At 64.3% G+C, this 21,344-nt stretch carries 18 protein-coding genes and 1 pseudogene; 5 read left to right on the plus strand and 14 right to left on the minus strand.

The window, feature by feature from the left end:
- The first annotated feature begins 51 nt into the window (after positions 1-51).
- The 3 genes from NKI35_RS27735 to NKI35_RS27745 all read left to right on the plus strand — a co-directional run bounded on the left by NKI35_RS27735 (position 52) and on the right by NKI35_RS27745 (position 4,655).
- Positions 52-738 carry a PspA/IM30 family protein gene (locus tag NKI35_RS27735; RefSeq protein WP_352520791.1) on the plus strand — a complete coding sequence of 229 codons (687 nt, stop codon included), beginning with the start codon at positions 52-54 and terminating at the stop codon, positions 736-738.
- A gap of 111 nt (positions 739-849) precedes the next feature.
- Complete coding sequence (locus NKI35_RS27740) at positions 850-1,137, plus strand: YiaA/YiaB family inner membrane protein (RefSeq protein WP_023668598.1); 288 nt, start codon at positions 850-852, stop codon at positions 1,135-1,137.
- Positions 1,138-1,268: 131 nt separating this feature from the next.
- A complete protein-coding gene (locus NKI35_RS27745) occupies positions 1,269-4,655 on the plus strand; it encodes an acyl-[ACP]--phospholipid O-acyltransferase (RefSeq protein ID WP_352741964.1) in 3,387 nt (1,128 codons plus the stop codon).
- A gap of 48 nt (positions 4,656-4,703) precedes the next feature.
- Here the strand turns inward: NKI35_RS27745 and NKI35_RS27750 are convergent, their stop codons facing one another.
- From NKI35_RS27750 to exbB, 12 genes are all read right to left on the minus strand, one after another.
- On the minus strand, positions 4,704-5,915 hold the full coding sequence (locus NKI35_RS27750; RefSeq protein WP_023730197.1) for a hypothetical protein: 1,212 nt from the start codon (positions 5,913-5,915) through the stop codon (positions 4,704-4,706).
- Between the two features lie 49 nt (positions 5,916-5,964).
- Complete coding sequence (locus tag NKI35_RS27755) at positions 5,965-6,915, minus strand: hypothetical protein (protein WP_352626012.1); 951 nt, start codon at positions 6,913-6,915, stop codon at positions 5,965-5,967.
- A 128-nt stretch (positions 6,916-7,043) separates the two neighbouring features.
- On the minus strand, positions 7,044-8,825 hold the full coding sequence (locus NKI35_RS27760; protein ID WP_023698727.1) for an ABC transporter ATP-binding protein: 1,782 nt from the start codon (positions 8,823-8,825) through the stop codon (positions 7,044-7,046).
- Positions 8,826-9,012: 187 nt separating this feature from the next.
- A complete protein-coding gene (locus NKI35_RS27765; protein WP_352741966.1) occupies positions 9,013-9,957 on the minus strand; it encodes an acetamidase/formamidase family protein in 945 nt (314 codons plus the stop codon).
- Positions 9,947-11,542 carry an ABC transporter substrate-binding protein gene (locus NKI35_RS27770; protein ID WP_502897179.1) on the minus strand — a complete coding sequence of 532 codons (1,596 nt, stop codon included), beginning with the start codon at positions 11,540-11,542 and terminating at the stop codon, positions 9,947-9,949. Before NKI35_RS27770 ends, NKI35_RS27765 begins: the two co-directional genes overlap by 11 nt.
- A 76-nt stretch (positions 11,543-11,618) precedes the next feature.
- Complete coding sequence (locus tag NKI35_RS27775; protein WP_023815305.1) at positions 11,619-12,539, minus strand: ABC transporter permease; 921 nt, start codon at positions 12,537-12,539, stop codon at positions 11,619-11,621.
- Positions 12,540-12,552: 13 nt separating this feature from the next.
- On the minus strand, positions 12,553-13,455 hold the full coding sequence (locus tag NKI35_RS27780) for an ABC transporter permease (RefSeq protein ID WP_023693235.1): 903 nt from the start codon (positions 13,453-13,455) through the stop codon (positions 12,553-12,555).
- Positions 13,433-14,032: an ANTAR domain-containing response regulator gene (locus tag NKI35_RS27785; protein ID WP_352741970.1), complete on the minus strand. Its 600-nt coding sequence runs from the start codon at positions 14,030-14,032 to the stop codon at positions 13,433-13,435. The genes NKI35_RS27780 and NKI35_RS27785 overlap by 23 nt, the downstream gene beginning before the upstream one ends.
- A complete protein-coding gene (locus NKI35_RS27790; protein ID WP_023824328.1) occupies positions 14,029-15,123 on the minus strand; it encodes a transporter substrate-binding protein in 1,095 nt (364 codons plus the stop codon). Before NKI35_RS27790 ends, NKI35_RS27785 begins: the two co-directional genes overlap by 4 nt.
- Before the next feature lie 171 nt (positions 15,124-15,294).
- On the minus strand, positions 15,295-16,257 hold the full coding sequence (locus NKI35_RS27795) for an energy transducer TonB (protein WP_352445022.1): 963 nt from the start codon (positions 16,255-16,257) through the stop codon (positions 15,295-15,297).
- Positions 16,254-16,712, minus strand: a complete 459-nt coding sequence (exbD, locus tag NKI35_RS27800; RefSeq protein ID WP_023726082.1) for a TonB system transport protein ExbD — start codon at positions 16,710-16,712, stop codon at positions 16,254-16,256. The genes NKI35_RS27795 and exbD overlap by 4 nt, the downstream gene beginning before the upstream one ends.
- 6 nt (positions 16,713-16,718) lie before the next feature.
- Positions 16,719-17,696, minus strand: a complete 978-nt coding sequence (gene exbB, locus NKI35_RS27805) for a tonB-system energizer ExbB (protein WP_352445020.1) — start codon at positions 17,694-17,696, stop codon at positions 16,719-16,721.
- 344 nt (positions 17,697-18,040) lie between these two features.
- Between exbB and NKI35_RS27810 the strand changes: the two are divergent.
- Positions 18,041-18,714, plus strand: a pseudogene (locus NKI35_RS27810) (cysteine hydrolase family protein).
- 214 nt (positions 18,715-18,928) lie between these two features.
- On the opposite strand, the gene NKI35_RS27815 reads toward NKI35_RS27810, so the two are convergent.
- Positions 18,929-19,915, minus strand: a complete 987-nt coding sequence (locus NKI35_RS27815) for an LLM class flavin-dependent oxidoreductase (RefSeq protein WP_352741973.1) — start codon at positions 19,913-19,915, stop codon at positions 18,929-18,931.
- Between the two features lie 157 nt (positions 19,916-20,072).
- Positions 20,073-20,228: a hypothetical protein gene (locus tag NKI35_RS27820; protein WP_023670454.1), complete on the minus strand. Its 156-nt coding sequence runs from the start codon at positions 20,226-20,228 to the stop codon at positions 20,073-20,075.
- 234 nt (positions 20,229-20,462) lie between these two features.
- Between NKI35_RS27820 and NKI35_RS27825 the strand changes: the two genes are divergently transcribed.
- Positions 20,463-21,230 carry an SDR family NAD(P)-dependent oxidoreductase gene (locus tag NKI35_RS27825; RefSeq protein ID WP_023686096.1) on the plus strand — a complete coding sequence of 256 codons (768 nt, stop codon included), beginning with the start codon at positions 20,463-20,465 and terminating at the stop codon, positions 21,228-21,230.
- The last annotated feature ends 114 nt before the right edge of the window (positions 21,231-21,344 follow it).

Raw genomic sequence — 21,344 nt, forward strand, 5'->3', positions numbered from 1 at the left:
CACAATGTGCTACTTTGCCTCATGAACAACGTTCATAGAGGAGAAACGGAAATGTTGAAACAGTTTTTTGCTCTCGTTCGCGGCCGAAGCTACGAAGCCGCCGAGGCGGTCGTCGACCGCAACGCGCTGATAATCCTGCGCCAGCAGATCCGCGATTGCGCCGACGCTATCGCGGCCGCCCGCCGGGCGGTTGCAATTGCCATCGCCCAGAATGAACAGGAAGTCGCGCAGTACAAGAAGCTTGTCCTCCGCATCGACGATTTGGAGAAGCGCACGATCGCCGCGATCGAGCAGGGACAGAATGAACTGGCCCGCGAAGCCGCCGAAACCATCGCCATGCTGGAAGCCGAACGCGACGCCTCCGCCGAGGCGCAGAAAAGCTTCGGCGCCGAGATCGAGCGTCTCAAGCGGATTATCCGCGTCTCCGAAATGCGCCTGCGCGAATTGCAGCGCGGCCAGCGCATCGTTGCCGCGGTCGACTCGACCCAGCGCCTGCGAGAAAGCGCGCCCGGCTCCAGCCTGTCGGCGCTCAGGGACGCCGAGGAGACGCTGCTGCGCCTGCGCACCAGGCAAAAGCAGATCGACGCCACCGCGGCCGCCATGGCCGAGATGGAACAGTCGGGCGATCCTGCCGCGGTCTCAGAGAAGCTTGCGGCCGCCGGCTGCGGCGCGCCGCTGAGAAGCAGCGCCGACGCCGTGCTCGAACGGCTCACGAAGACCATGACCAAGCCGGCCTGATCGTACCCGGCCTGATTGTTATCCAGTCTGATTGTATCCGGCCTGATTGTATCCAGCCTGAAACAGACCCACGCCCAACCAACCTAACCTTGAAACGAAAGGACCATATCGATGACCCCGAACACCTATTCCCCCAAGGACTCAAGCGCCTGGAAGACCTTCACCATGGCCAGTTTCGCCGTTGCCGCCACGATGATGGCCGGCGGCATCTACTTCATGGAGGCGAGCTTCGCCGCCAAGGGGTTTTATGCGATGGCCGCCATCATGCTCGTGCACACCTCGATCACCATCACCAAGACGCTGCGCGACTCGGAAGAGGCAAGCCGCTTCATCAACCGGCTGGAAGACGCCAAGACCGAGAAGTTGCTGATGGAAGTCAGCCGCAGTAACGAAGTGTAACCGGGTTCCCGCTAAACAAGGCTCAACGCGCAAGACCGCTGATCAATCCAGCCAGGATTTTTAATCGGTCTTGCCCAATGGAAGTCGCCGCTATGGAAATCGCCCCGATCAATCGTCCGACAGCTCATCTGATGACATCCAGGCGCTTTGCGCCCTTGTTCTGGACGCAGTTCCTGTCCGCCTTCAACGACAATTTCCTCAAGAACACGCTGGTGTTCCTTATTCTGTTCACGCTGGCGGCGGACCAGGCGGCATCACTGGTCACCTTGGCGGGCGCCGTCTTCATGGCCCCCTTCCTGCTCCTGTCGGCGCTCGGCGGCGAGCTCGCCGACCGCTTCGACAAGGCGCTCATAGCCAAGCGTCTGAAATTCGCCGAGATCGCCGCGGCGGGTGTCTCCGTCGTCGGCATCGCCCTGTCGTCCATTCCCGTGCTGATGACGGCGCTGTTGATGTTCGGCATTATCTCGGCGCTGTTCGGACCGATCAAATACGGAATCCTGCCCGATCACCTCGAACGCAAGGAACTGCCCAAGGCCAACGCCTGGATCGAGTCAGCCACGTTTGCCGCGATTCTCGGCGGCACCATAGCCGGCGGCGTCGTTTCCGCCGATGGCATCGGCGTCGCGGTGTTCGGACCGATCATGATGGCGCTCGCCGTCGGTTGCTGGCTCGTCAGCCGCTATATCCCGTCCACCGGTTCGGCGGCGCCCGACCTTGTCATCGACAAGAACATCTTCCGCTCGACCTGGCGCCAGGTCGCCGAATTGCGCACCGACACGCGCATCTGGCGCGCCGGCCTGATGACGTCGTGGTTCTGGCTGATCGGCGCCATCGTGCTCTCGCTCCTGCCGGTCCTGATCAAGGATTCGCTCGGCGGCAACGAAATGGCCGTCACCGTCTACCTCGCCGTGTTCGCCGTCTCGATCGCCATCGGTTCGGCCATCGCCGCCTGGATGTCGCAGGGCCGCATCGTGCTGTTGCCGGCACCGGTCGGCACGGCGCTGCTCGCCCTGTTCGGCCTGCATCTCGCCTGGACCATCTCCAGTATGACGCCGTCGCCCCAGGCGGAAACCCTTGGCGCATTCTTCGCCGGCCCAAACACGATCCGCGTCGCCATCGACCTCGCCGGCATGGCCATTGCAGCCGCTTTCCTGGTGGTGCCGACCTTCGCCGCCGTGCAGGCCTGGTCGCCCGAAGCGCGGCGCGCCCGGGTCGTCGCCGCCGTCAGTATCGTCAATGCCGGCTTCATGACTGGCGGCGGCATCATCATGGCCCTGATCCAGACGAAGGTCTCGACCGGCGGCATCCTGTTCGGCCTCGTCGCGGCCAATGCGATTGCCGCCTGGCTGATGCTGAAATATTTGCCGACGAACCCCTTCCGTGACTTCGTCTCCATCCTGTTCCGCGCTTTCCTGCGCCTCGAAGTCGAGGGCATGGAAAACCTCAAGGCGGCCGGCAAGGCGCCGATCCTGGCGCTCAACCATGTCAGCTTCCTCGACGGTCCGCTCGCCTTGACGCTGACCGATGAGGAACCGGTCTTCGCCATCGACTACACCATTGCCCAGGCTTGGTGGATGAAGCCGTTCATGAAACTTGCCCGCGCTTTGCCGCTCAACCCGGCCAAGCCGATGTCGACCCGCACGCTGATCAAGATCGTGCAGGGCGGCGACCCGCTGGTGATCTTCCCGGAGGGACGCATCACCGTGACCGGCGGCCTGATGAAGGTCTATGACGGCGCCGCCATGGTTGCCGACAAGACCGGCTCGATGGTTGTGCCGGTGCGCATCGACGGGCTGGAGAAGACCTACTTCTCGCGGCTGAGCTCGCAGCATGTGCGCCGCCGCCTGTTCCCGAAGGTCAGGGTGACCATTCTGGAACCGGTCAAGCTCGAGGTGCCGCAGGAGCTGAAGGGCCGCAAGCGCCGCGCCGCGGCGGGTTCCGCGCTCTACCAGGTGATGTCGGATCTCGTTTTCCGCACCCAGGACATCGACAAGACCGTACTGGAAAAGATCATCGAGACTGCGAACGAACGCGGCATGAAACAGCTCGCAGTTCAGGATCCGGTCACCGGTTCTCTCAGCTACAGCAAGCTGCTCACGGCTGCCGCCGTGCTTGGTGAGAAGTTCCAGAACCTTTATGCCGACCAGCAGACGCTGGGCATCATGCTGCCCAACGCCAACGGCTCTTGCGCGACGCTGCTCGGCGTCATGTCCGCCGGCAAGGTTCCGGCGATGATGAACTTCACCGCAGGTGCTGCCAATATTCTGTCCGCTTGCAAGGCCGCCGAAGTCCGCACCGTGCTGACGTCCCGCGCGTTCGTCGAACAGGCAAAGCTCGGCGCTGTAGTCGAGGAACTCGGTCGCTCGGTCCACATCGTGTGGCTCGACGATCTCAGAAAGACCATCAGTCTCAAGGATAAGCTGCTCGGCTTGCTGCGCAAGTCGACGCCGCGCGCGAAACGCAAGCCCGGCGATGCGGCGGTGATCCTGTTCACCTCGGGTTCGGAAGGTACGCCGAAGGGCGTCGTTCTGACGCACCGCAACATCCTGGCCAACGCCGCCCAGGCGGCGTCGCGTATCGACTTCCATTCGGGCGACAAGGTGTTCAACGTGCTGCCGATCTTCCACTCCTTCGGCATGACCGCGGGCACGGTGCTGCCGTTGATCTCCGGCGTGCCGGTCTATTTCTACCCCTCGCCGCTGCACTACCGCCTCGTGCCGGAACTGATCTACGGCTCGAACGCGACGATCATCTTCGGCACCGACACCTTCCTCTCCGGCTACGCGCGCACCGCGCACCCCTACGACTTCCGCTCGATACGCTACTGTTTTGCCGGCGCGGAACCGGTCAAGACAGCGACGCGCATGACGTATATGGAGAAGTTCGGCCTACGCATCCTCGAGGGCTACGGCGTCACCGAGACGGCGCCGGTGATCTCCATCAACACGCCGATGTACAATCGCTCTGGAACCGTCGGCAAGATCATGCCCGGCATGGAATACCGCCTCGATCCGGTCCCCGGCGTCGACGAAGGCGGCCGGCTGTTCGTGCGCGGCCCCAATGTCATGGCCGGTTATCTCCGGGCCGAGAAGCCCGGCGTGCTCGAACCGCTCGAGGACGGCTGGCATGATACGGGCGACGTCGTCGCTATCGACGAAGGCGGCTTCATCACCATTCGCGGCCGCGCCAAGCGCTTCGCCAAGATCGGCGGCGAGATGATCTCGCTCGCCGCTGTCGAAGCGCTGGCCGGCGAATTGTGGAAGGGCTCGCTGTCGGCGGTCGCCACGGTGCCCGACGCGCGCAAGGGCGAAAAGCTGATCCTCATCACCGAGGCATCTGGCGCCACACGAGCGGAATTCCTCGCCAACGCCAAGGCCAACGGCGCCATGGACCTGATGGTCCCGGCCGAAGTGCGGGTGGTCTCAAAGGTACCGGTCCTTGGCTCCGGCAAGCTCGACTTCGCCGCCGTGACAAAAATGGTGCGCGACGAAGAGGCCTTGAAGACCAAGGCCGCCTGACCCGGCTACGGCAACGGGCCGACGCAAGAGCCGGCCCGTTCAGTATGATCAACCCTTCGCATGCCGCTGCGAGATCAGCATCGCCATGCGCTGGACTGCCCGCAGCTCCATTTCCACGCCCGGCGACGATGCCAGCGCCGGCATGTTGAGCGCCACCACGGTCAACGGCTCGAGCGTCGCCAGCAGCACATGGGTCGCCTCAAATTTCTCGAACAGCCATGCCAGCTGCTCGCGTATATCCTGGTCGACTGGCGCCCCCGGCTGCGTATCGGCGAGCGAGCGCACGGGCTCCTGCTCCAGTGCACGGGCCAGCACCTTCAGGTCGAAATCACCGAGGTCGGCTGCCGGCAGGATCAGCGCACCGTCGACAAGAATATGGCTCTGCAGGCCGCGCAGGAAGCGCGCCGAATCGGTGAGGTCGCCCTCGGCCATATGCTTCAGCAACGAGTCGCGGCGCTTCTCCGCGGTGAGGCTGACGCTGTCATTGTAGATGACTGCCAGCAGCGTCGCCGACAGCACGATCACCACGCCCTGCACACTGCCGCGCCAGCCGAGATCGTCGATGCCGCCCAGCGCCAGCCCGGCGAAAACCGAGCTCAGCGTAATCACGGTAAAGGCGCCGATCGTGTCGCGATGGCCGAGGCTGGCGCGTCCAAGGCCGATCGTCAGCCAGCACAGGAACAGGATGGCGATGCCGCCAAGCCGAACCGGCACTTCGAACAGGCCGGGCCGGTAGTCGGTGACCATGAACGGAATGATCAACAGCAGCGACAGCGCCATGCGCTCGACCGTGCGGTTTTCGGCCGCCGACAGGCTGTCGCGATCGCGCGTCATCACCAGCCAGCCGATGGCGAGAAAACCTCCGAACTGGAAGGCAAGTAGTACCGCCATCCGCCATGGCTCGGCAAAGCGTTCCGGGATCGGCGCCAGCAGTAGAAACAGCAGGGCGCCGCCGGCGGCAAAGAACTTTAGCGCAAACGGCGCGTGCCGGCGTAGCAGGCCTTCGGTCAGCAGCAGTGCGGCCAGCGGCAGCAGGCCCGCCGCCGCGATGGTGACGAAGCGGAAGAGTGCGAGGCCGGTAGTCCAGTCGAGGATGCGGCAGGCGAGCAGAACCGTCAGCACCCGCAAACCGAACAGAAAACGCCGCGACAGCGGATCGCCGGTGTCGCGCCCGCCGACGACCGATATCACGATCAGCAGCCCGAACAGCGCCGCCAGCGAGGTGATGGTGTCGGCCACGAGCGTGTCGTCGAGGTTCATCGGTCAGCGCCCATCAGCTCACACCCAGGCATCATCACGGATGAAGCCATCAGCGTGTCCATGGTCTCAGCACATTCCATTGGCGGCTGCTATCCGCCCAGTGTACCACCGGCAAAACCAGCCGCTGCAGCGTGGCCGCCGCACCTGCTACCGCAAGGGCGGCAAGCGAGCCGCGCGGAACCGCGTCGGCGAGATAGGTGCGCGCCGACTGAAAGCTCATCTGGCCGATCTGCAGCACATCATCGCCGCGCGTGTAGTCGAGTTCCTTGCGGCAGAACTCGTTAAAGGTCTCGACGCGGTGCTTGGCCGCCTCGTCGAAGGTCTTCTTCAGATCGTCCGAGCCGCCCGTATAGGCGTTGGTGATGACGAAGCGCTCTTCGTCGAAACCAGCTTCGGGGCCGACACCGAAGACATGGCGATGGCGCGCCATGATCTGCCGCGCCAGAAGCACATGGGTAAGCGAGCGGCGCGCGCCGGCATGCGGTCCTGGGAACACATTGCTGAACGCCTCCGCGACCATGCCGACGACAGCGGGTACCTGGGTGACATTGGAAATCCAGATCGGCCGCAGTTGATTGCGCAAAAACATCAGGAAGCAGGTCAGGCCGTAAAGGATCCAGCTCAGCCCGCGGCTGCGCTCGTCGGGATCGATCATGACCAGACCGAGGTGCAAGACTTCATAGGGCTTGCCGGCGAGCGATATCTCCATCAGCGCCAGCGCGTTGAAGGCGATCGGCTGCCGGTCGCTGCGCCGGTAGACAATGGTGATGATGGAATGTTCCAGCCGGCTGCGGTCGCCGGAAAACACGCCATAGGTCAGGCTGCCGAACTTCAGTGTCTTGGACGCTACCAGCCGCAGATCGCTGCTCAGCTGCTCCAGTTCGGCAGCCTTCATCCAGCGCCCGGGCCGCTCCACGACGCGCGTCTCGTAGTCGGCGGATACGCGCATGCGCACATCCATGAACCGACCCGGCAGCAGCTGCAGAACCGCCTTGAGCACTATTTTTCCCCTTTGCAAGAACTCCGACCGTATAGTGGCCGCCGTCCACCTAAGACGCGGTAAACCCGAGACGGCAGTTCTTGGTTGTACTCAACAAAGTAAAAGAACAGCTGCCAGCCAGTGCGGGCTCAGCTTTCCGCAGCAACCAGATGGCCGCCGCCGACATCGTTCAGCGCCAGCTTCAGCGGCGCCTCCCCGATCCTGCGGGTGGCGCTCGGGATTTCCTGGTCGAGGCGCGCGAAGCGCGTTCTGCGCTGCGCCGGATCGGGCACCGGCACGGCGTCGATCAGCCGCCTGGTGTAGGGATGGCGCGGGTTGGAAAACACCTGGTCGCGCGTGCCCATCTCGACGATCTGGCCGAGATACATGACGGCAACGCGGTCGGAAATGTTCTCGACCACCGCCATGTCGTGCGAGATGAAGAGATAGGCGACGCCGAATTCGCGCTGCAATTCCTTCAGCAAATCGAGCACACGCGCCTGCACCGAGACGTCGAGCGCGGAGACGCTTTCGTCAGCGATGATCAGTTTTGGTCGTAGCGCCAGCGCTCGGGCGATGCAGACGCGCTGGCGCTGGCCACCGGAGAATTCGTGCGGGTAAAGCTCCATCTGGTCGGCCGACAGGCCGACGCGCTCGAACAGCGCCCCCACCCGTTCGCGGCGCTCGTCCTTGGAGGCGATGCCATGGATCACCAGCGGCTCGGCGACGAGCTCGCCGACGCGCATGCGCGGATCGAGCGAAGCGAAGGGATCCTGGAAAATCATCTGGACGTCACGGCGCACCGCCTTGCGCTCGTCGCGGCCAAGACCGGAGAGATTGCGCCCGCCAATGACGATGTCGCCGCTATACGGCGCCAGTCCGGCCAGCGCCTTGGCGGTCGTCGACTTGCCGCAGCCGGATTCGCCGACCAGAGCAAGCGTTTCGTTGGGCGCGATCGAGAAGCTGACGCCCTCGACGGCGTGGACGCGGCGGGTGACCCGGCCAAAGATGCCGCCACGCAGATCGAAGCGGACATGCAGGTCGTTGACCTCGGCGACATTGGCCGGTTTCAAGACGTCAATCGCATCCCTGGATTTCTGTCGACCGACACCACTGCCGATGCGCGGCACGGCAGCCAGCAGTTCGCGCGTATAGTCGGCCTGCGGGCGGGCAAAAATATCCGATGTCGTGCCTTCTTCGACCATGCGGCCGTCGCGCATGACGATGACCCGGTCGGCCATTTCGGCAACCACGCCCATATCGTGGGTGATCAGGATGACGCTGGTGCCATGCTGGCGCTGCAGGTCGCGCAACAGCTCCAGCACTTCGCCTTGCACGGTGACGTCGAGCGCCGTCGTCGGCTCATCGGCGATCAGCACGTCGGGCTCGAGCGCCAGCGCCATGGCGATCATCACCCGCTGGCGCATGCCGCCGGAGAGTTCGTGCGGAAACTGCTTTAGCCGGCTTTCCGCCTCCGAAATGCGCACCGCCTTCAACGCCTCGATCGCGCGCTGGCGGGCTTGCGCCGACGACAGGCTGGTATGCGCTTCGATGGATTCGGTCAGTTGCCGGCCGATCGACAGCACCGGATTGAGCGAGGTCATCGGCTCCTGGAAGATCATGGCGATGCGGTCGCCGCGAATGCGCCGCATCTGGCGTTCGTCGAGGGTTGCTAGGTCGGTGTCGCCCCGATTCCCATCCCGAAGACGGATCATGCCTGACGATATGCGCGCCGCCGGCTGCGGCAAAAGCTGCATGATCGCCAGCGCGGTCATCGACTTGCCGGAGCCGGATTCGCCAGCAATGCAAAGCGTCTCACCGCGCGCCAGCGTCAGCGACAGGTTGGAGACTACATTGCGCTCGCCGTCCTCGCCGCGCACGCTGACGGAGAGGTTGGCGATGGAGAGGACGGGGGTGTCGGCGAGGGTCATTGTGGGTGGAGCCCTGCGACGGATTGGTTCCGTCGCACCATTCGCACAAACCTTGGCGCTGCCCCCCACCCGGACCTCCGGTCCGACCTCCCCACAAGGGGGGGGTAGGGTGGCAGCGCTTTACCCTCCCCCTTGTGGGGAGGGTCGCTGCGAAGCAGCGGGGTGGGGGTGCGGCGCCGACGTACCGTCATTCAAACACGCAACGCGGAAAATAGAACGACACCACCCAGTTCGGCATGTCGACGATCTCGCTGATACGCAGGTCGCCGCACACCGAAACCAGCATGTAGGCCTCGACCGGGTCGATCTTGTAGCGGCCGGCGAGCAGATCGACCATCTGCGCCACCGCCTCCTTCGCGCCCGCTATCAGATCCGGCCCAATCCCCGTCGTCACCTCGTAACCCTTGGCGTCGAGATGGCGCGTCACCGGACCGGCGGTGGTGAAGCGCGGCGTCTTCAGCCTGGCGTCCTTGACCAGGTCCAGCTTGAGCACGACGTCCATCGGGCTTTCGATCGCCGTGCCGCAGACCTCGCCGTCGCCTTGTGCGGCGTGCGTATCGCCGACCGAAAACAGCGCGCCGGCCACCTCAACCGGCAGATAGAGCGTCGTGCCGGCAGCGAGATCGCGGATGTCGAGATTGCCGCCGACCCGCCGTGGCGGCACCACCGAGTGAAGCCCCATCTCAGCCGGCGCATTGCCGATGGTGCCGGCGAACGGCTTCAGTGGCACGCGCGCGTTTTTCCCGAACAGCGCCGGTTCGAGCGCGGCTGCATCGTATTTCCAGATGTTCAGCGCCGGTTCCGTGAAGTCATCGGCGAGCAGGCCGAAACCGGGAATGTTCGCCGTCCAACCGAAGCCGGACGGTTTGAACATCTCGATCGTCACCTTGAGCGCGTCACCCGGCTCGGCGCCCTCGACGAAGATCGGCCCGGTCACCGGGTTGACCCCGGCGAAGTCGAGCTTGACGATTTCGGCGACCGTGCTGTCGGCGTTCAGCTGGCCGCCGGCGGCATCGAGGCACTGGAACTCGATGGTCGCGCCGGGCGCCACCCGCTCGGCCGGGACAAAGGAATTGTCCCAGCCGAAATGGTGATGGCGCCCATGGATGGTGTAGTCGCAGCTATTGCACATCTTTTACGTACACATTGTCATAGTTGATCGGGATATGGACCGGGTCGACATAGAGGTTGTCGGCGCCGCCCATTCGGGCGGATTTCATGGTGAAGCGCTGTTCGTTGAAGACCGGCGCCCAGGGCGCGTCTTCCATCACCTTGTCGTAGATGGCGCTCCACATCTTGTCGCGTTCGCCGGCCTTTGCCGGGTCGACCACAGAATCCGCCTCGGCCGCCTTGGCGTCGAGGTCCTTATTGCAGTACCACGACCAGTTCCAGCCGCCCGGCACCGCGCCGGCGCAGCCGAGGATCGGGCCGTAGAAATTCGACGGATCGGGGAAGTCGGCGATCCAGGCCATGCCGCCCGACCAGATCATCGGCGCGCCGGCCTTGTCACCGCCGGCGGCGATGACATTGGCCTGCGCCAGCGACTGGATGCTGGCCTTGATGCCGATCGCCGCCAGGTCCTGCTGGATCGCTTGGGCAATGCGCGGGTTGGGATCGGTGTTCATGGCGAACAGCTGCGTGTCGAAACCATCGGCATGACCGGCCTCGGCCAGCAGCGCCTTGGCTTTGGCTACGTCATAGGGATAACCCTTGTAGTCCTTGTCGTAGCCCGGCATCGACGGCGGCAGCGGCTGGTTGGCCGGCACGGCGCGGCCGTTGATGATCTGGATGATGCGCGCCTTGTTGAGCGCCATGTTGACGGCCTGACGCACCTTAACATTGTCGAACGGCGCCATGGTGGTGTTCATGGTGACGTAGCCGGTGTGCAGCTGACCGCCTTCGACGACACGCGCCTTCTGCTCGGGATCGGCCATCACCTCCTGGAACTTGGCCGGCGGAATGCCGTCGCCGGGAACATCGATCTCGCCCTTCTGCAAGCGCAGCAGCGCCACGATCGGCTCCTGGCCGATCTCGAAGGTGATCTTGTCGAGATGCGGCAGGCCCTTGTGCCAATAGTCCGCATTGCGCTCGAAGACGATGCGCTGTCCCAGCGTCCACTCGGCGAGCTTGAAGGCGCCGGTGCCGACCGGATGCTTGCCGAAATCGGCGCCATATTTCTCGACCTCTTCCTTCGGCACGACATGGGCGAAATTGATGGCCATGACATGCAGGAAGGTGGCGTCGGGCCGGGTCAGTTCGAACTTGACCGTGTAGGGGTCGATGACGGTGACACCGGACAGGCCTTCGGCCTTGCCGGCGGCGACATCGTCATAGCCCTTGATCGAGCCGAAGAAGCCGGCGCCGGGGCTCTGCGTCTTCGGATTGGTGACGCGGTCGAGCGAATATTTCACGTCGTCGGCCGTCATCTCGCGGCCATTGTGGAATTTCACGCCATGGCGCAGCTTGAAGGTAAAGGTCTTGCCGTCGGGCGAAATCTCGTAGCTTTCGGCGAGGTCGGGCTTCAAATTGGTGGTGCCCGGCTCGTAATCCATCAGCCCATCGAACAGGCTCTTGATCATCGACCAGTTCTGCCAGTCATAGCCGATCGCCGGATCGAGGGTCGCAACATCGTCCTTGTAGGTGATGGTGATGGCGCCGCCTTGCTTGGCGTTGGGATCGACCGTGTCTTCGGCGCGGACGCTTGTCATGCCGAGCATGAGGGCCAAGGCGGATGCCGCGACTGTGGATGCGAGAAACTTTTTCATTGTTGTGTGCCCTTTCTCTGTTTCATTTTCATCTGAGCTTGATGCGGGGATCGATGAACGGCGCGATGATGTCGGCGAGCAGATTGCCGAGCACGATGGCGAAGGCCGACACCAGCGTGACGCCCATGATGATCGGAATGTCGACGCGCTGGATCGCCTGCCACGCCAGCTGACCGATACCCGGCCAGCCGAACACGCTTTCGACGACGACGATGCCGCCCATGAAGATGCCGATGTCGATGCCGATCATGGCGATGACCGGCAGGATGGCGTTGGGCAAGGCATGGCGGAATATGATGGCGCTGCGCGCCAGGCCCTTGGCCCGCGCCGTGCGGACATAATCCTGGCGCAGGACGTCAATCATCGACGAGCGCATCATGCGCGCGTACCAGCCGGCGCCGAGTATGCCCATCGTCAGCGACGGCAGCACCAGATGGCGCCATGTGCCGTAGCCGCCGATCGGGAACCAGCTTAGCCGCACGGCAAAGACGTAGAGCAGCAACAAGCCGACGACGAATTGCGGCGCCGAGACGCCGACGAAGGAGGCGACCATCAGGGTCTGGTCGGTGGCGGTGCCGCGCTTGACGGCGGCGATCAGGCCCATGGAGAGCCCGATCAGCAGTTCGCACAGGATGGCGCCTACCATCAAAAGCAGGCTGGCCGGCAGCCGCGAGACGATGAGCTCGGTGACCTCGGAGCGCTGTATGTAGGAGCGGCCGAGATCGCCGCTGACGAGCTTCGTCAGATAGTGCCAGTACTGGACCACGAAAGGCTGGTCGAGGCCGAGTTGCTGGCGGATGTTTTCCACCGTCTGCGGCGTGGCACTGCGGCCGGCGATCTGCCGCACCGGGTCGGCCGGCAAGAGGTAGAGCAGCGCAAAAGTGATCAGCGAGACGCCAAGCAGGATGAGCAGCGACTGGATCAGCCGGCGGCCGAGATAGGCGATCATGACCGGCCCCCCATTATTCCCGGCCCCTTTGCGTCGGATCGAGGATGTCGCGCAACGCGTCGCCGATCAGATTGAAGGCCAGCGCCAACGCGAGGATTGCGGCGCCGGGGAAGAACACCAGCCAGGGCGCGGCCTGGAAATAGGTCTGGTTCTCGAAAATGATGTTGCCCCACGACGCGGTCGGCGGCTGCACACCGATGCCGAGGAAGGAAAGCGTCGCCTCCAGCAGCACGGTAGTCGAGATGCCGAGCGTGCCCCAGACGATGATGGTCGGCAGGAGATGCGGCAGGATGTGGCGAAATAGGATGCGCGGCGCACTCGCCCCGATGCTGCGCTCGGCATCGATGAACTCGCGCTCGGCCAGCGATGAGGTCTCGGTGTAGATGACACGCGCCGTCTGCACCCAGTTGACCAGCGCGATGACCATGGCGACGATCCACAGACTCGGCTGAAACACTGCCGCCAGGCAGATGGCGAGCAGCAGCGCCGGGAACGCCATCATCAGATCAGTGAAGCGCATCAGCGCACTGCCGATCCAGCCGCGGAAATAACCGGCAGTGACGCCGACCAGCGTGCCGATCAGCAATGCCACGCCATTGGCGACGATGCCGATGATCAGCGAGGTGCGGGCGCCGTAGAGGATGCGGGTCAAGAGGTCACGTCCGAGCAGGTCGGTGCCGAGCCAATACTGTGCGCTGGGCGGCAGCGGCGAGCCCTCGATGGTCAGGCCGTCGAACATCTGCTCGTTGGGATCGTAGCCGGTCAGCCGGGGCGCCAGCACAGCGCCGGCGACAACAATGGCGACGATGACCAGCCCGAGCAGCGCCAGGCGGCGTTTGACCAGCCGACGCCAGACGCCGGCGCGCGGTTTTGCCGGCATGCGTACCGGGAGATCAGGCGCGATGGGACTGGTCATCGCCGCCTTCCTCATCCGTCATTGCCACGATCCTGCGCGCTGCATCCTCGACGCTGATCTGCCAGCTCATCGCCAGCGAACGCAGCTGCGCATAGGCGCGCTCGTCATCGCTGCCTTTCGACAAGGCCGTCACCGCGCGCACAATGGTCTGGCGCTCGGCGACGCGCTGGCGCAGCGACGCTATCTCGCCAGCTAAATGCTTGCGTGCCTCGAAGCTCTGCCTTGCGATCAGCAATGCGCTGTACACACCGGCATTGCCGACCGGCTTCAGCAGCTGCGCATCGGCCTTGTGCGACAGCGCCCATTCGATACGCCCCGGCGCCTCGGAACCGATCAGCGCCACCAGCGGCATCGGTGCTTCACCGGCTTTCCACGGGAATTGCTCGTCGAAACCGAGATCGGCATCGAAGAAGACGAAATCGGCGGCGAGAGCTTCCGGCGGCAATTCCGGCCAGCAGTCGATCGTAGCCAGGCCGATGGCCGACAACTGCCTGGTGATGGCCTGCACTGTCGGATGCGGGCGATGCAGGATAAAGGCTCTGGCGCCACCGAGATTGGGGATGCGCGTCCGGGTCACGACACCACCCTCAGGCGTGGACGGCCGAACGTTTTTGCCGGATCGTAGCGCGACAGATATGGATCCGGCGCGACCTCATCCTCCTGGCTGACGACCTCGAAGAAGCCATCGGCGATCCGGCCGATGATCACCGGCAGCGTCGCGTGCTGGGAATGCGCGTCGATGGCGATCGGCCCGAGCCGGGTCGAGAAGCGCCGTTCGGCGAAGGCTTTGGAAAATTCCGCCGGGCCGGCATCGGCATCGCGCGACAGCACGTCGGCCATCACCTGCACCGAGGCATAGGCGGAGGCCTCGAAGGACGAAGCGAAGGCAGCCGGCCGGGGCGCGAAATAGGGCCCGACCGACAGATGCCCTTTCCCTGTCTCGCCGATCGCCGGCAACTCGCCTTCGGTGAGGTTGCAGGAGATGACGGGGCAGTTTTCCGGCCTGAATGCCGCATCCTCATCGCCCAACTCGCGGTAAGCCGCCAGGAAGGCATACGACGAGGTGCCGATCAGATTGTTGAGGATGAAGCTCGGCCTCGTCGCCCGGATTTCCGCGATCAGCCGCGACACGTCGGTCTCGCCGATGCGCAGATAGCGCTCGCCCAGCACTTTGCCGCCGGCATCCGCGATCAGGTCGCGCGCCACGCGGTTCATCTCCCAGCCCCAAATGTAGTTCGAGCCGAGCAGGAAGCCGTTGGCGCCGAAACGCGGCACGACATGCGCCATCAGCGGAACCAGATGCTGGTTGGGGCAGGCGTGCATGTAGACGACATGCTCGTTGGCCTCGAACCCTTCATAGGGGCAGGCATACCAGAGCATGCCGCCGGCCTTCTCCAGCACCGGGATGGTTTCCTTGCGGCTCCACGAGGTGACGCAACCGACGACATGGCGCGCGCTGCTGGTCCTGAAAATGTCCTCGCACAAAGTCGCGTAGCGATCGGCATTACTTTGCGGATCGCGCTCGACCGGAACCAGTTCGATGCCATAGCTCCGATCGGCATTGATGTCGGCGATGGCGCGCATGGCGCCCATCCGGCACGCATCGGAGACCAGCTGGTAGCTGCCCGAGCGGGAATACAGGATGCCGATCTCGATACGCCGTTTCAAACCGATCCTCAGAAATGACAATGCCCCGCAGCCAGCGCCGGAGGGCGAGGCATGCGAGGCATATTTGCCGCCCGGCGACCAAGGCCGGTATTTTGCGCTAGCGTATTCGGTCCGGCGGGTCAGTCAAGCGGGAAAGTACGTGGTCATGGGATCGGCCTTGTCCGACTGATTCTAGTTCCGCAGCGTGAACATCAAAGGCGCCACGACAGCCGTCCCGGCCTTCTCAGGCGGTGGCGCGGGCACCGTCGCACCCTGCAGAATGCCGAGCGCGGCGCGATCGAGATCGGCGTCCCCCGAAGATCGTGTCAGCCGGACGGAGGTCACCTTGCCCGAAGCGCTGACGACGAAGGTCACATTTGCGGTACCCACGGCGCGCCGCGACCTTGCCGCGCTCGGGTAGCGCTTGTGCCGATTGATCCATCCGATCAGCTGGGAGTTCCATTTGCTTGCACTGACTGATGATCCTCTCGATTGCGAAGCCTTCGGCGCCGACGCCTTCGCCGCTGCCTTTTGATCGACACTGGCGGTCACGACCGCTTTCGCCGGCGCGGCCTTTTCCTTCTTCTCTTTCGGTTTCGGATTGGGTTTTTCGGCAGCCTTCTTCGCCTTCTCGATCGGCTTGGCCTCCACCGGCTTGGTCTCCGCCGGCTTGGTCTGGGGCAGCGGGATGACCACATCCGGCGCTATGGTCGGGACGATGTCGGGCACCACCTCATCCAGCGGCGGCGATTGATCGGGCTGCTCGGCCGCTGCCGTCTCGATCGGAGCGGTCTTATCGAGTTGAGCCGCTTCCCTCTTCTCGGTGACCGGCTCCGGCTTACCGGGCTCGGGCTCTACGACGGGCTTCAGTTCGGCAACCGCCTCCTCAATCTGGTTCGGCGGCTCGGGCGTCACCACGTCGGCCGCTGAGTCCACCCGCACCGCCGGCGCCACCATCATCGGCGACAGCTCGATAGCCACAGCCGGCGGCGGGCCGCCATCGGCCATGTTGGCCAGGCTGAAGCTCTGGACGGCATAGACGATCGCGACATGCGCGCCGACAATGACAATGGCCGCAGCCGCCCACAAGCCAATTTCGCGCACGCCGGCGCGCGGCGGGTCGGCCGCGGGGGCGGCGGCGGCCAGTTGCGTCACGGGGCGGCGCCCGGGTGCGCCGCGGATGCGTCCGCCGGCACCGTCTCCAGCCCCACCAGCGCGATCTTCAGATAACCGGCGCCGCGCAGCAGGTTCATCACCTCCATCAGCTCGCCATAACCGACCGCCTTGTCGGCACGCAGGAAGATGCGGGTCTGCTTGTCGCCCTTGGTTCTGCCGTCGAGCACCGCGGCGAAAGCCTGGCGCGGCACGCTGTCATTGCCGATCGCGAGCGTCAGATCGTCCTTCAGCGTCAGGAACAGCGGCGTTTCCGGCCGGGGTGCTGGCGTCGCCGTCGAACCCGGCAGATCGACATTGACGTCGACTGTCGCCAAGGGGGCAGCGACCATGAAGATGATCAGCAGCACCAGGATGACGTCGATGAACGGGGTGACATTGATCTCGTGGTTTTCTTCGAGATCGCCATCGATAGCCTCGCGAATTCTAGCCGCCATGGCCCATCACTCCGCCGCCAGCGCGGGCGCCTGCGGCACCGTGCGGAAATCGAGATCGCGGCTGACCAGCCGTTCGACCCCGGTCGAGGCATCGGCAAGGAGCTGCCGGTAGCCGGCTATCGACCGCGCAAAGACGTTGTAGATGACCACCGCGGGAATGGCCGCGACCAGGCCCATCGCCGTGGCGAGCAGCGCCTCGGCGATGCCGGGCGCGACGACCGCGAGGTTGGTGGTCTGCGCCTGCGAGATGCCGATGAAGGCGTTCATGATGCCCCAGACGGTGCCGAACAAGCCCACGAAGGGCGCCGTCGAGCCGATCGTCGCCAGCACGCCGGTGCCGCGCGACATGCGCCGCGCCGCCGCCGCTTCGATGCGCGACAGGCGCGACGTCACGCGTTCCTTCAGCCCGTCGCCGGTGACATGGCCGAGCGCACCGGCCGAAAGGGCAGTCTCTTCCTCGGCCGCCCGCACCAAAAGCGCACCGGGGCCGCCACTGTTGCCAAGCGCGCGCCCGGCCTGGCGCAGCGTGGCGGCATTGCCGATGGCGCGCGCAGCGCGACGGGCGCTGAGCTTGCCGAAGAGAATCTCCAGCGATTTGGCCAGCCACACCGTCCAGGTGACGAGCGAGGCGAAGGCCAACCCGATCATCACCGCCTTGACGATGATGTCGGCGGCCATGAACATGCCCCAGGGCGACAGATCGTGCGGCAGCGTCAGCGATATTGCCGAAGCCTCGGCCTGCGCGGATGCACCGGGCTGGGTTGCCGGCTGTGGCGCGGTCGGCGCCGCCTGCCCGGCAGTTGGCGGAGCCGGCGGGACAGGCGCAGCCGGTGCGGGCTGTTCGACTACGGTTGGCGCCGACTGGGGATCTGCAGCGGGCACAGTCGTCACCCTGGGCTGCGTGTTTGGCTGCTCTTGCGCAGCAGCGCTGCCGGCCGACAGCATGACCGCGGCCAGCGCCGCCAACAAACCATTTCTGGACACGCTTCGTCCTCGCTTCGTCATTGCACGTAACCGATCGGCTGGCCGGTGACGGGATGCGGGAACACCCCCATCTCGACCCCGAAAACTCCAGCCACGGATTCTGGCTTCTCTCAAACGCGGCACCGCCGCTGGAAAACAATTCAGGCGGCCGAGTGCCCCTGCTTGACTATAAAACATGAGCTTTGTAGTCAACAAACAAGATGGCTTTTTGGCCGACGATTGTGGGCGCGATGTCTCAACGGCACATCGTCCTGGCATCGGTCTACCTGGTGTCGTCGCACCGAGGGATGGACGGCCCAGGGTTGCTGGGCCACGATGCCGAGCAGCAATTGAGGCAGGCTGCGATGATCAAGGCGATACCGTTCGATTTCCCCTATGACGGCCGGCTGGTGCCGGCAAACACCGCGCTGCTGGTCATCGACCTGCAGGAGGATTTCCTCTCGCCGACCGGCTATTTCGCCAGGAAGGGTTATGACCCGCGCCGCTGCGCGCCATCCTGCCTACGGTCAACCGACTGATATCAGCGGCACGCACGGCCGGCCTCACCATCATTCACACCAGGCAGGGATATCGCGGCGACATGGCCGACATGACGCCGTACGAGAGATGGCGCCGCAAGCGGGCGGGTCTCGAAGGCACCGACGTGCTGCTGCGCTCCGGCCCCGGCTTTCAGATCGTCGCCGAGATCGACGTCGCGCCGCACGACATCATCGTCGACAAGACCTGCAACAGCGCCTTCACCTATACGGATCTGGAGCTTGTGCTGCGCGCACGCGGCATCACCCATCTGATCTTTTCCGGCTGCACGACCGATGTCTGCGTGCACACGACGCTGCGCGAGGCCTGCGACCGCAATTTCCAGTGCCTGACCATCGCCGACGCCTGCGCCAGCGGCGACCAATACGCGCATGACGCGGCGCTGCATATGGTGACGGTGGAGGACGGGGTGTTTGGTGCGCTGACGGAATCTGGCGCGGTGCTGGAGGCGCTGGAGCGGTCGAGTGGGAAAGCTGGTTAGATTACCAAAGCGAAGGCGTTGGGAACCATTTGACGCTGGAGGGGCAGCACCCCCCTCTGGCCTGCCGGCCATCTCCCCCGCAAGGAGGGAGATCAAGTGCTCAACCGCTTTCGCCACTCTCCAACGTCGAAGAGCTGAGCGATACCTCGAAGCTGCCAATCTCCCCCCTTGCGGGGGAGATGCCCGGCAGGGCAGAGGGGGGTGTGAAGGAACGCTACGAAATAGCTTTCATTCCACCCGCAAATTCACCCTGCGTGAATATCCGACCCCCCCGCGAGGCAAACGCGCCGGGCTGCGGCACCTCCGCCTCCCGGCGTGCCAGCGAGTTGCGCAAGAGCGCGATCGTCTCGCGGCCGACGCTGGCGATCTCGCGCGGCCGGTCGACACCGACGATCATGAACTCGCTGATGCCCAGCGCCGCATAGGGCAGCAGCGACAGGGCGATCTGCGCCGGTGGTCCGGAAAGTTCGACCGCCTTGTGGCCGACGGTAGAGGCGCCACCCTCCGAGCGGACCCGGACCGGAAGCGCAAAACGCAGCTTGCCGGCGCGGCCATGCTCGGCGGCGGCGCTGCGCGCCCGTTCCATCAGCTGGCGGATCTCGTCGAGCGAACCAGCCGTGAGTTCAAACACGTCGGCATGGCGGCCGGCGACCTTGAGCGCGGTGCCGGACTGGCCACCCATGCGGATGATCACGTCGACGCCATGCGGCCCCTTGCGCGGCACATAGCCACCCTTGATGCTGTAGAATGCACCTTCATGGTCGAAGGGCCGGTCGTTCGACCACAGCCGCTTCAGCAGCACCAGATATTCGTCGATGCGCTGCCAGACCACGGTGTGGCCGACCGGACGCGTCTCGGCATCGTCGTCATCCAGCGGCTCGCTCAGCATTCTCAGCGCCAGCCGGCCGCCGCTCCTGGCGTCGAGCGCCGCCAGTTGCCGCGCCGCAACGGCTGGCGCGATCACGCCGGCCCAGTGCGTCAGCACCACTTCCAGCGACGAGGTGCGGTCCAGCGCCTGGGCGGCGATGTCCATATTGGTCAACAGCCCGGCCGGGTCGTCGACGACGATGTTCTGGAAGCCGGAATCCTCGATCAGCGACAGCTTGGTCGCCGTCTCGACGAAATCATAGAAGAACGGTACGGCCGAACCGGCATCGGCGGCGTGCGTTTTACCGGGAACATGCGTGAACTCGATCGGCATTGCCATCTCCTCCATCACGTTGGATGTATGTCGCCCCCGGTTTTGAGCGACGACATGCGTAAAAACAAGCATCAGCGCCAAAGCGCGTCCGCGTTCGGTTCATCAACTCCGGTCACTCACTGAAAGCGCTAGGTCGCCACCCTTTCGGCCTGATCGGTCAGGGAATCAAGCCGAGCACGACTGCCCCGGTGAACACGAACGCAAGGGCAAAGACGAGATAGGCGAAAGCGCCGGCATAGGCCGGGCGGAAAGCCTGGCTATTGGCCAGCCTCTGGCTGGTGCGGTCCGTCTCGGCGTTCTGGATATAGGACATATCGACCTCCGTCTTGCGGATTAATCTATAAAATCAGTAGACTTTGTCGAGTGCTATTTTTTGGAGATATGTAGAATGATTTTCTCAGTATTCCTTATTATTTGGTTTGGCATTGCTGGGAGACCCCCTGTTGGAGACAAGCGAGCGACAAGCTTGGCCGACGTCTGCATAGGCGATAGCATCGCCATTCCGGCGTAAATGCGGATTATTTCGATCGGGAACGGGGAACAGAACATGGGTACAAGACTAGCCGGCAAGATTGCAATCATCTCGGGCGGCGCGACCGGAATGGGCGGAGCGGCCTCGGAATTGTTCGCCGCCGAAGGCGCCAAGGTGGCGATCATTGACCGCAATGGCGAGGCGGCGGCAGCCACTGCGGCGGCGATACGCGCGCGGGGACATATCGCCGAACACTGGGTGGCCGACGTCTCGGACGAGGCGCAGGTCGAGGCCGCAGTGAAGGCGGCGACTGCCAGGCTCGGCCCGGCCACGGTGTTGTTCAACCATGCTGGCACCATCGTGATAAAGCCGTTCCTGGAGACGACGGTGCAGGAATGGGACTGGCTGCATGCGGTCAATGTCCGCTCGATGTTCCTGATGACGCGCGCCGTGTTGCCGGGCATGATCGCTGCCGGTGGCGGTTCGATCGTCTGCACCTCGTCGATCTCGGCTGTGGCGGCCACACCCATGGAGGTGCTCTACGACACCACCAAGGGCGCCTGCCACATGTTCGCGCGCGCCATCGCAGTCGAATTCCGCGACCGCAACATACGCTGCAACGCCGTCTGTCCCGGCTTCATCCGCACGCCGCACGGCCTGCGCGAGGTCGCCGATCTCGGCAAGCTCGGCGTCGACGTGTCGGACGCCGCATTGGCCGCACAGCAGGGCCGCATCGGTGAGCCGGAGGAAGTGGCCAAGGCAGCGCTGTACCTCGCCAGCGATGAGTCCAGCTTCGTCAATGGCACGCATCTGTTTGTCGATAATGGTTTTACGGCGATGTGAGTATCCCAGGCTTGGCGCCCCAAAAAAAACCCCGCGAGGGGGGGGGAAGGTAGGGGCCCAGGTCAAAAAACTTAAAACAGAAATAACGACAAAAGCGTGAAAACACCCCCCCGC

This window comes from Mesorhizobium sp. M0676, from assembly GCF_040320535.1.
Classification (GTDB): domain Bacteria; phylum Pseudomonadota; class Alphaproteobacteria; order Rhizobiales; family Rhizobiaceae; genus Mesorhizobium.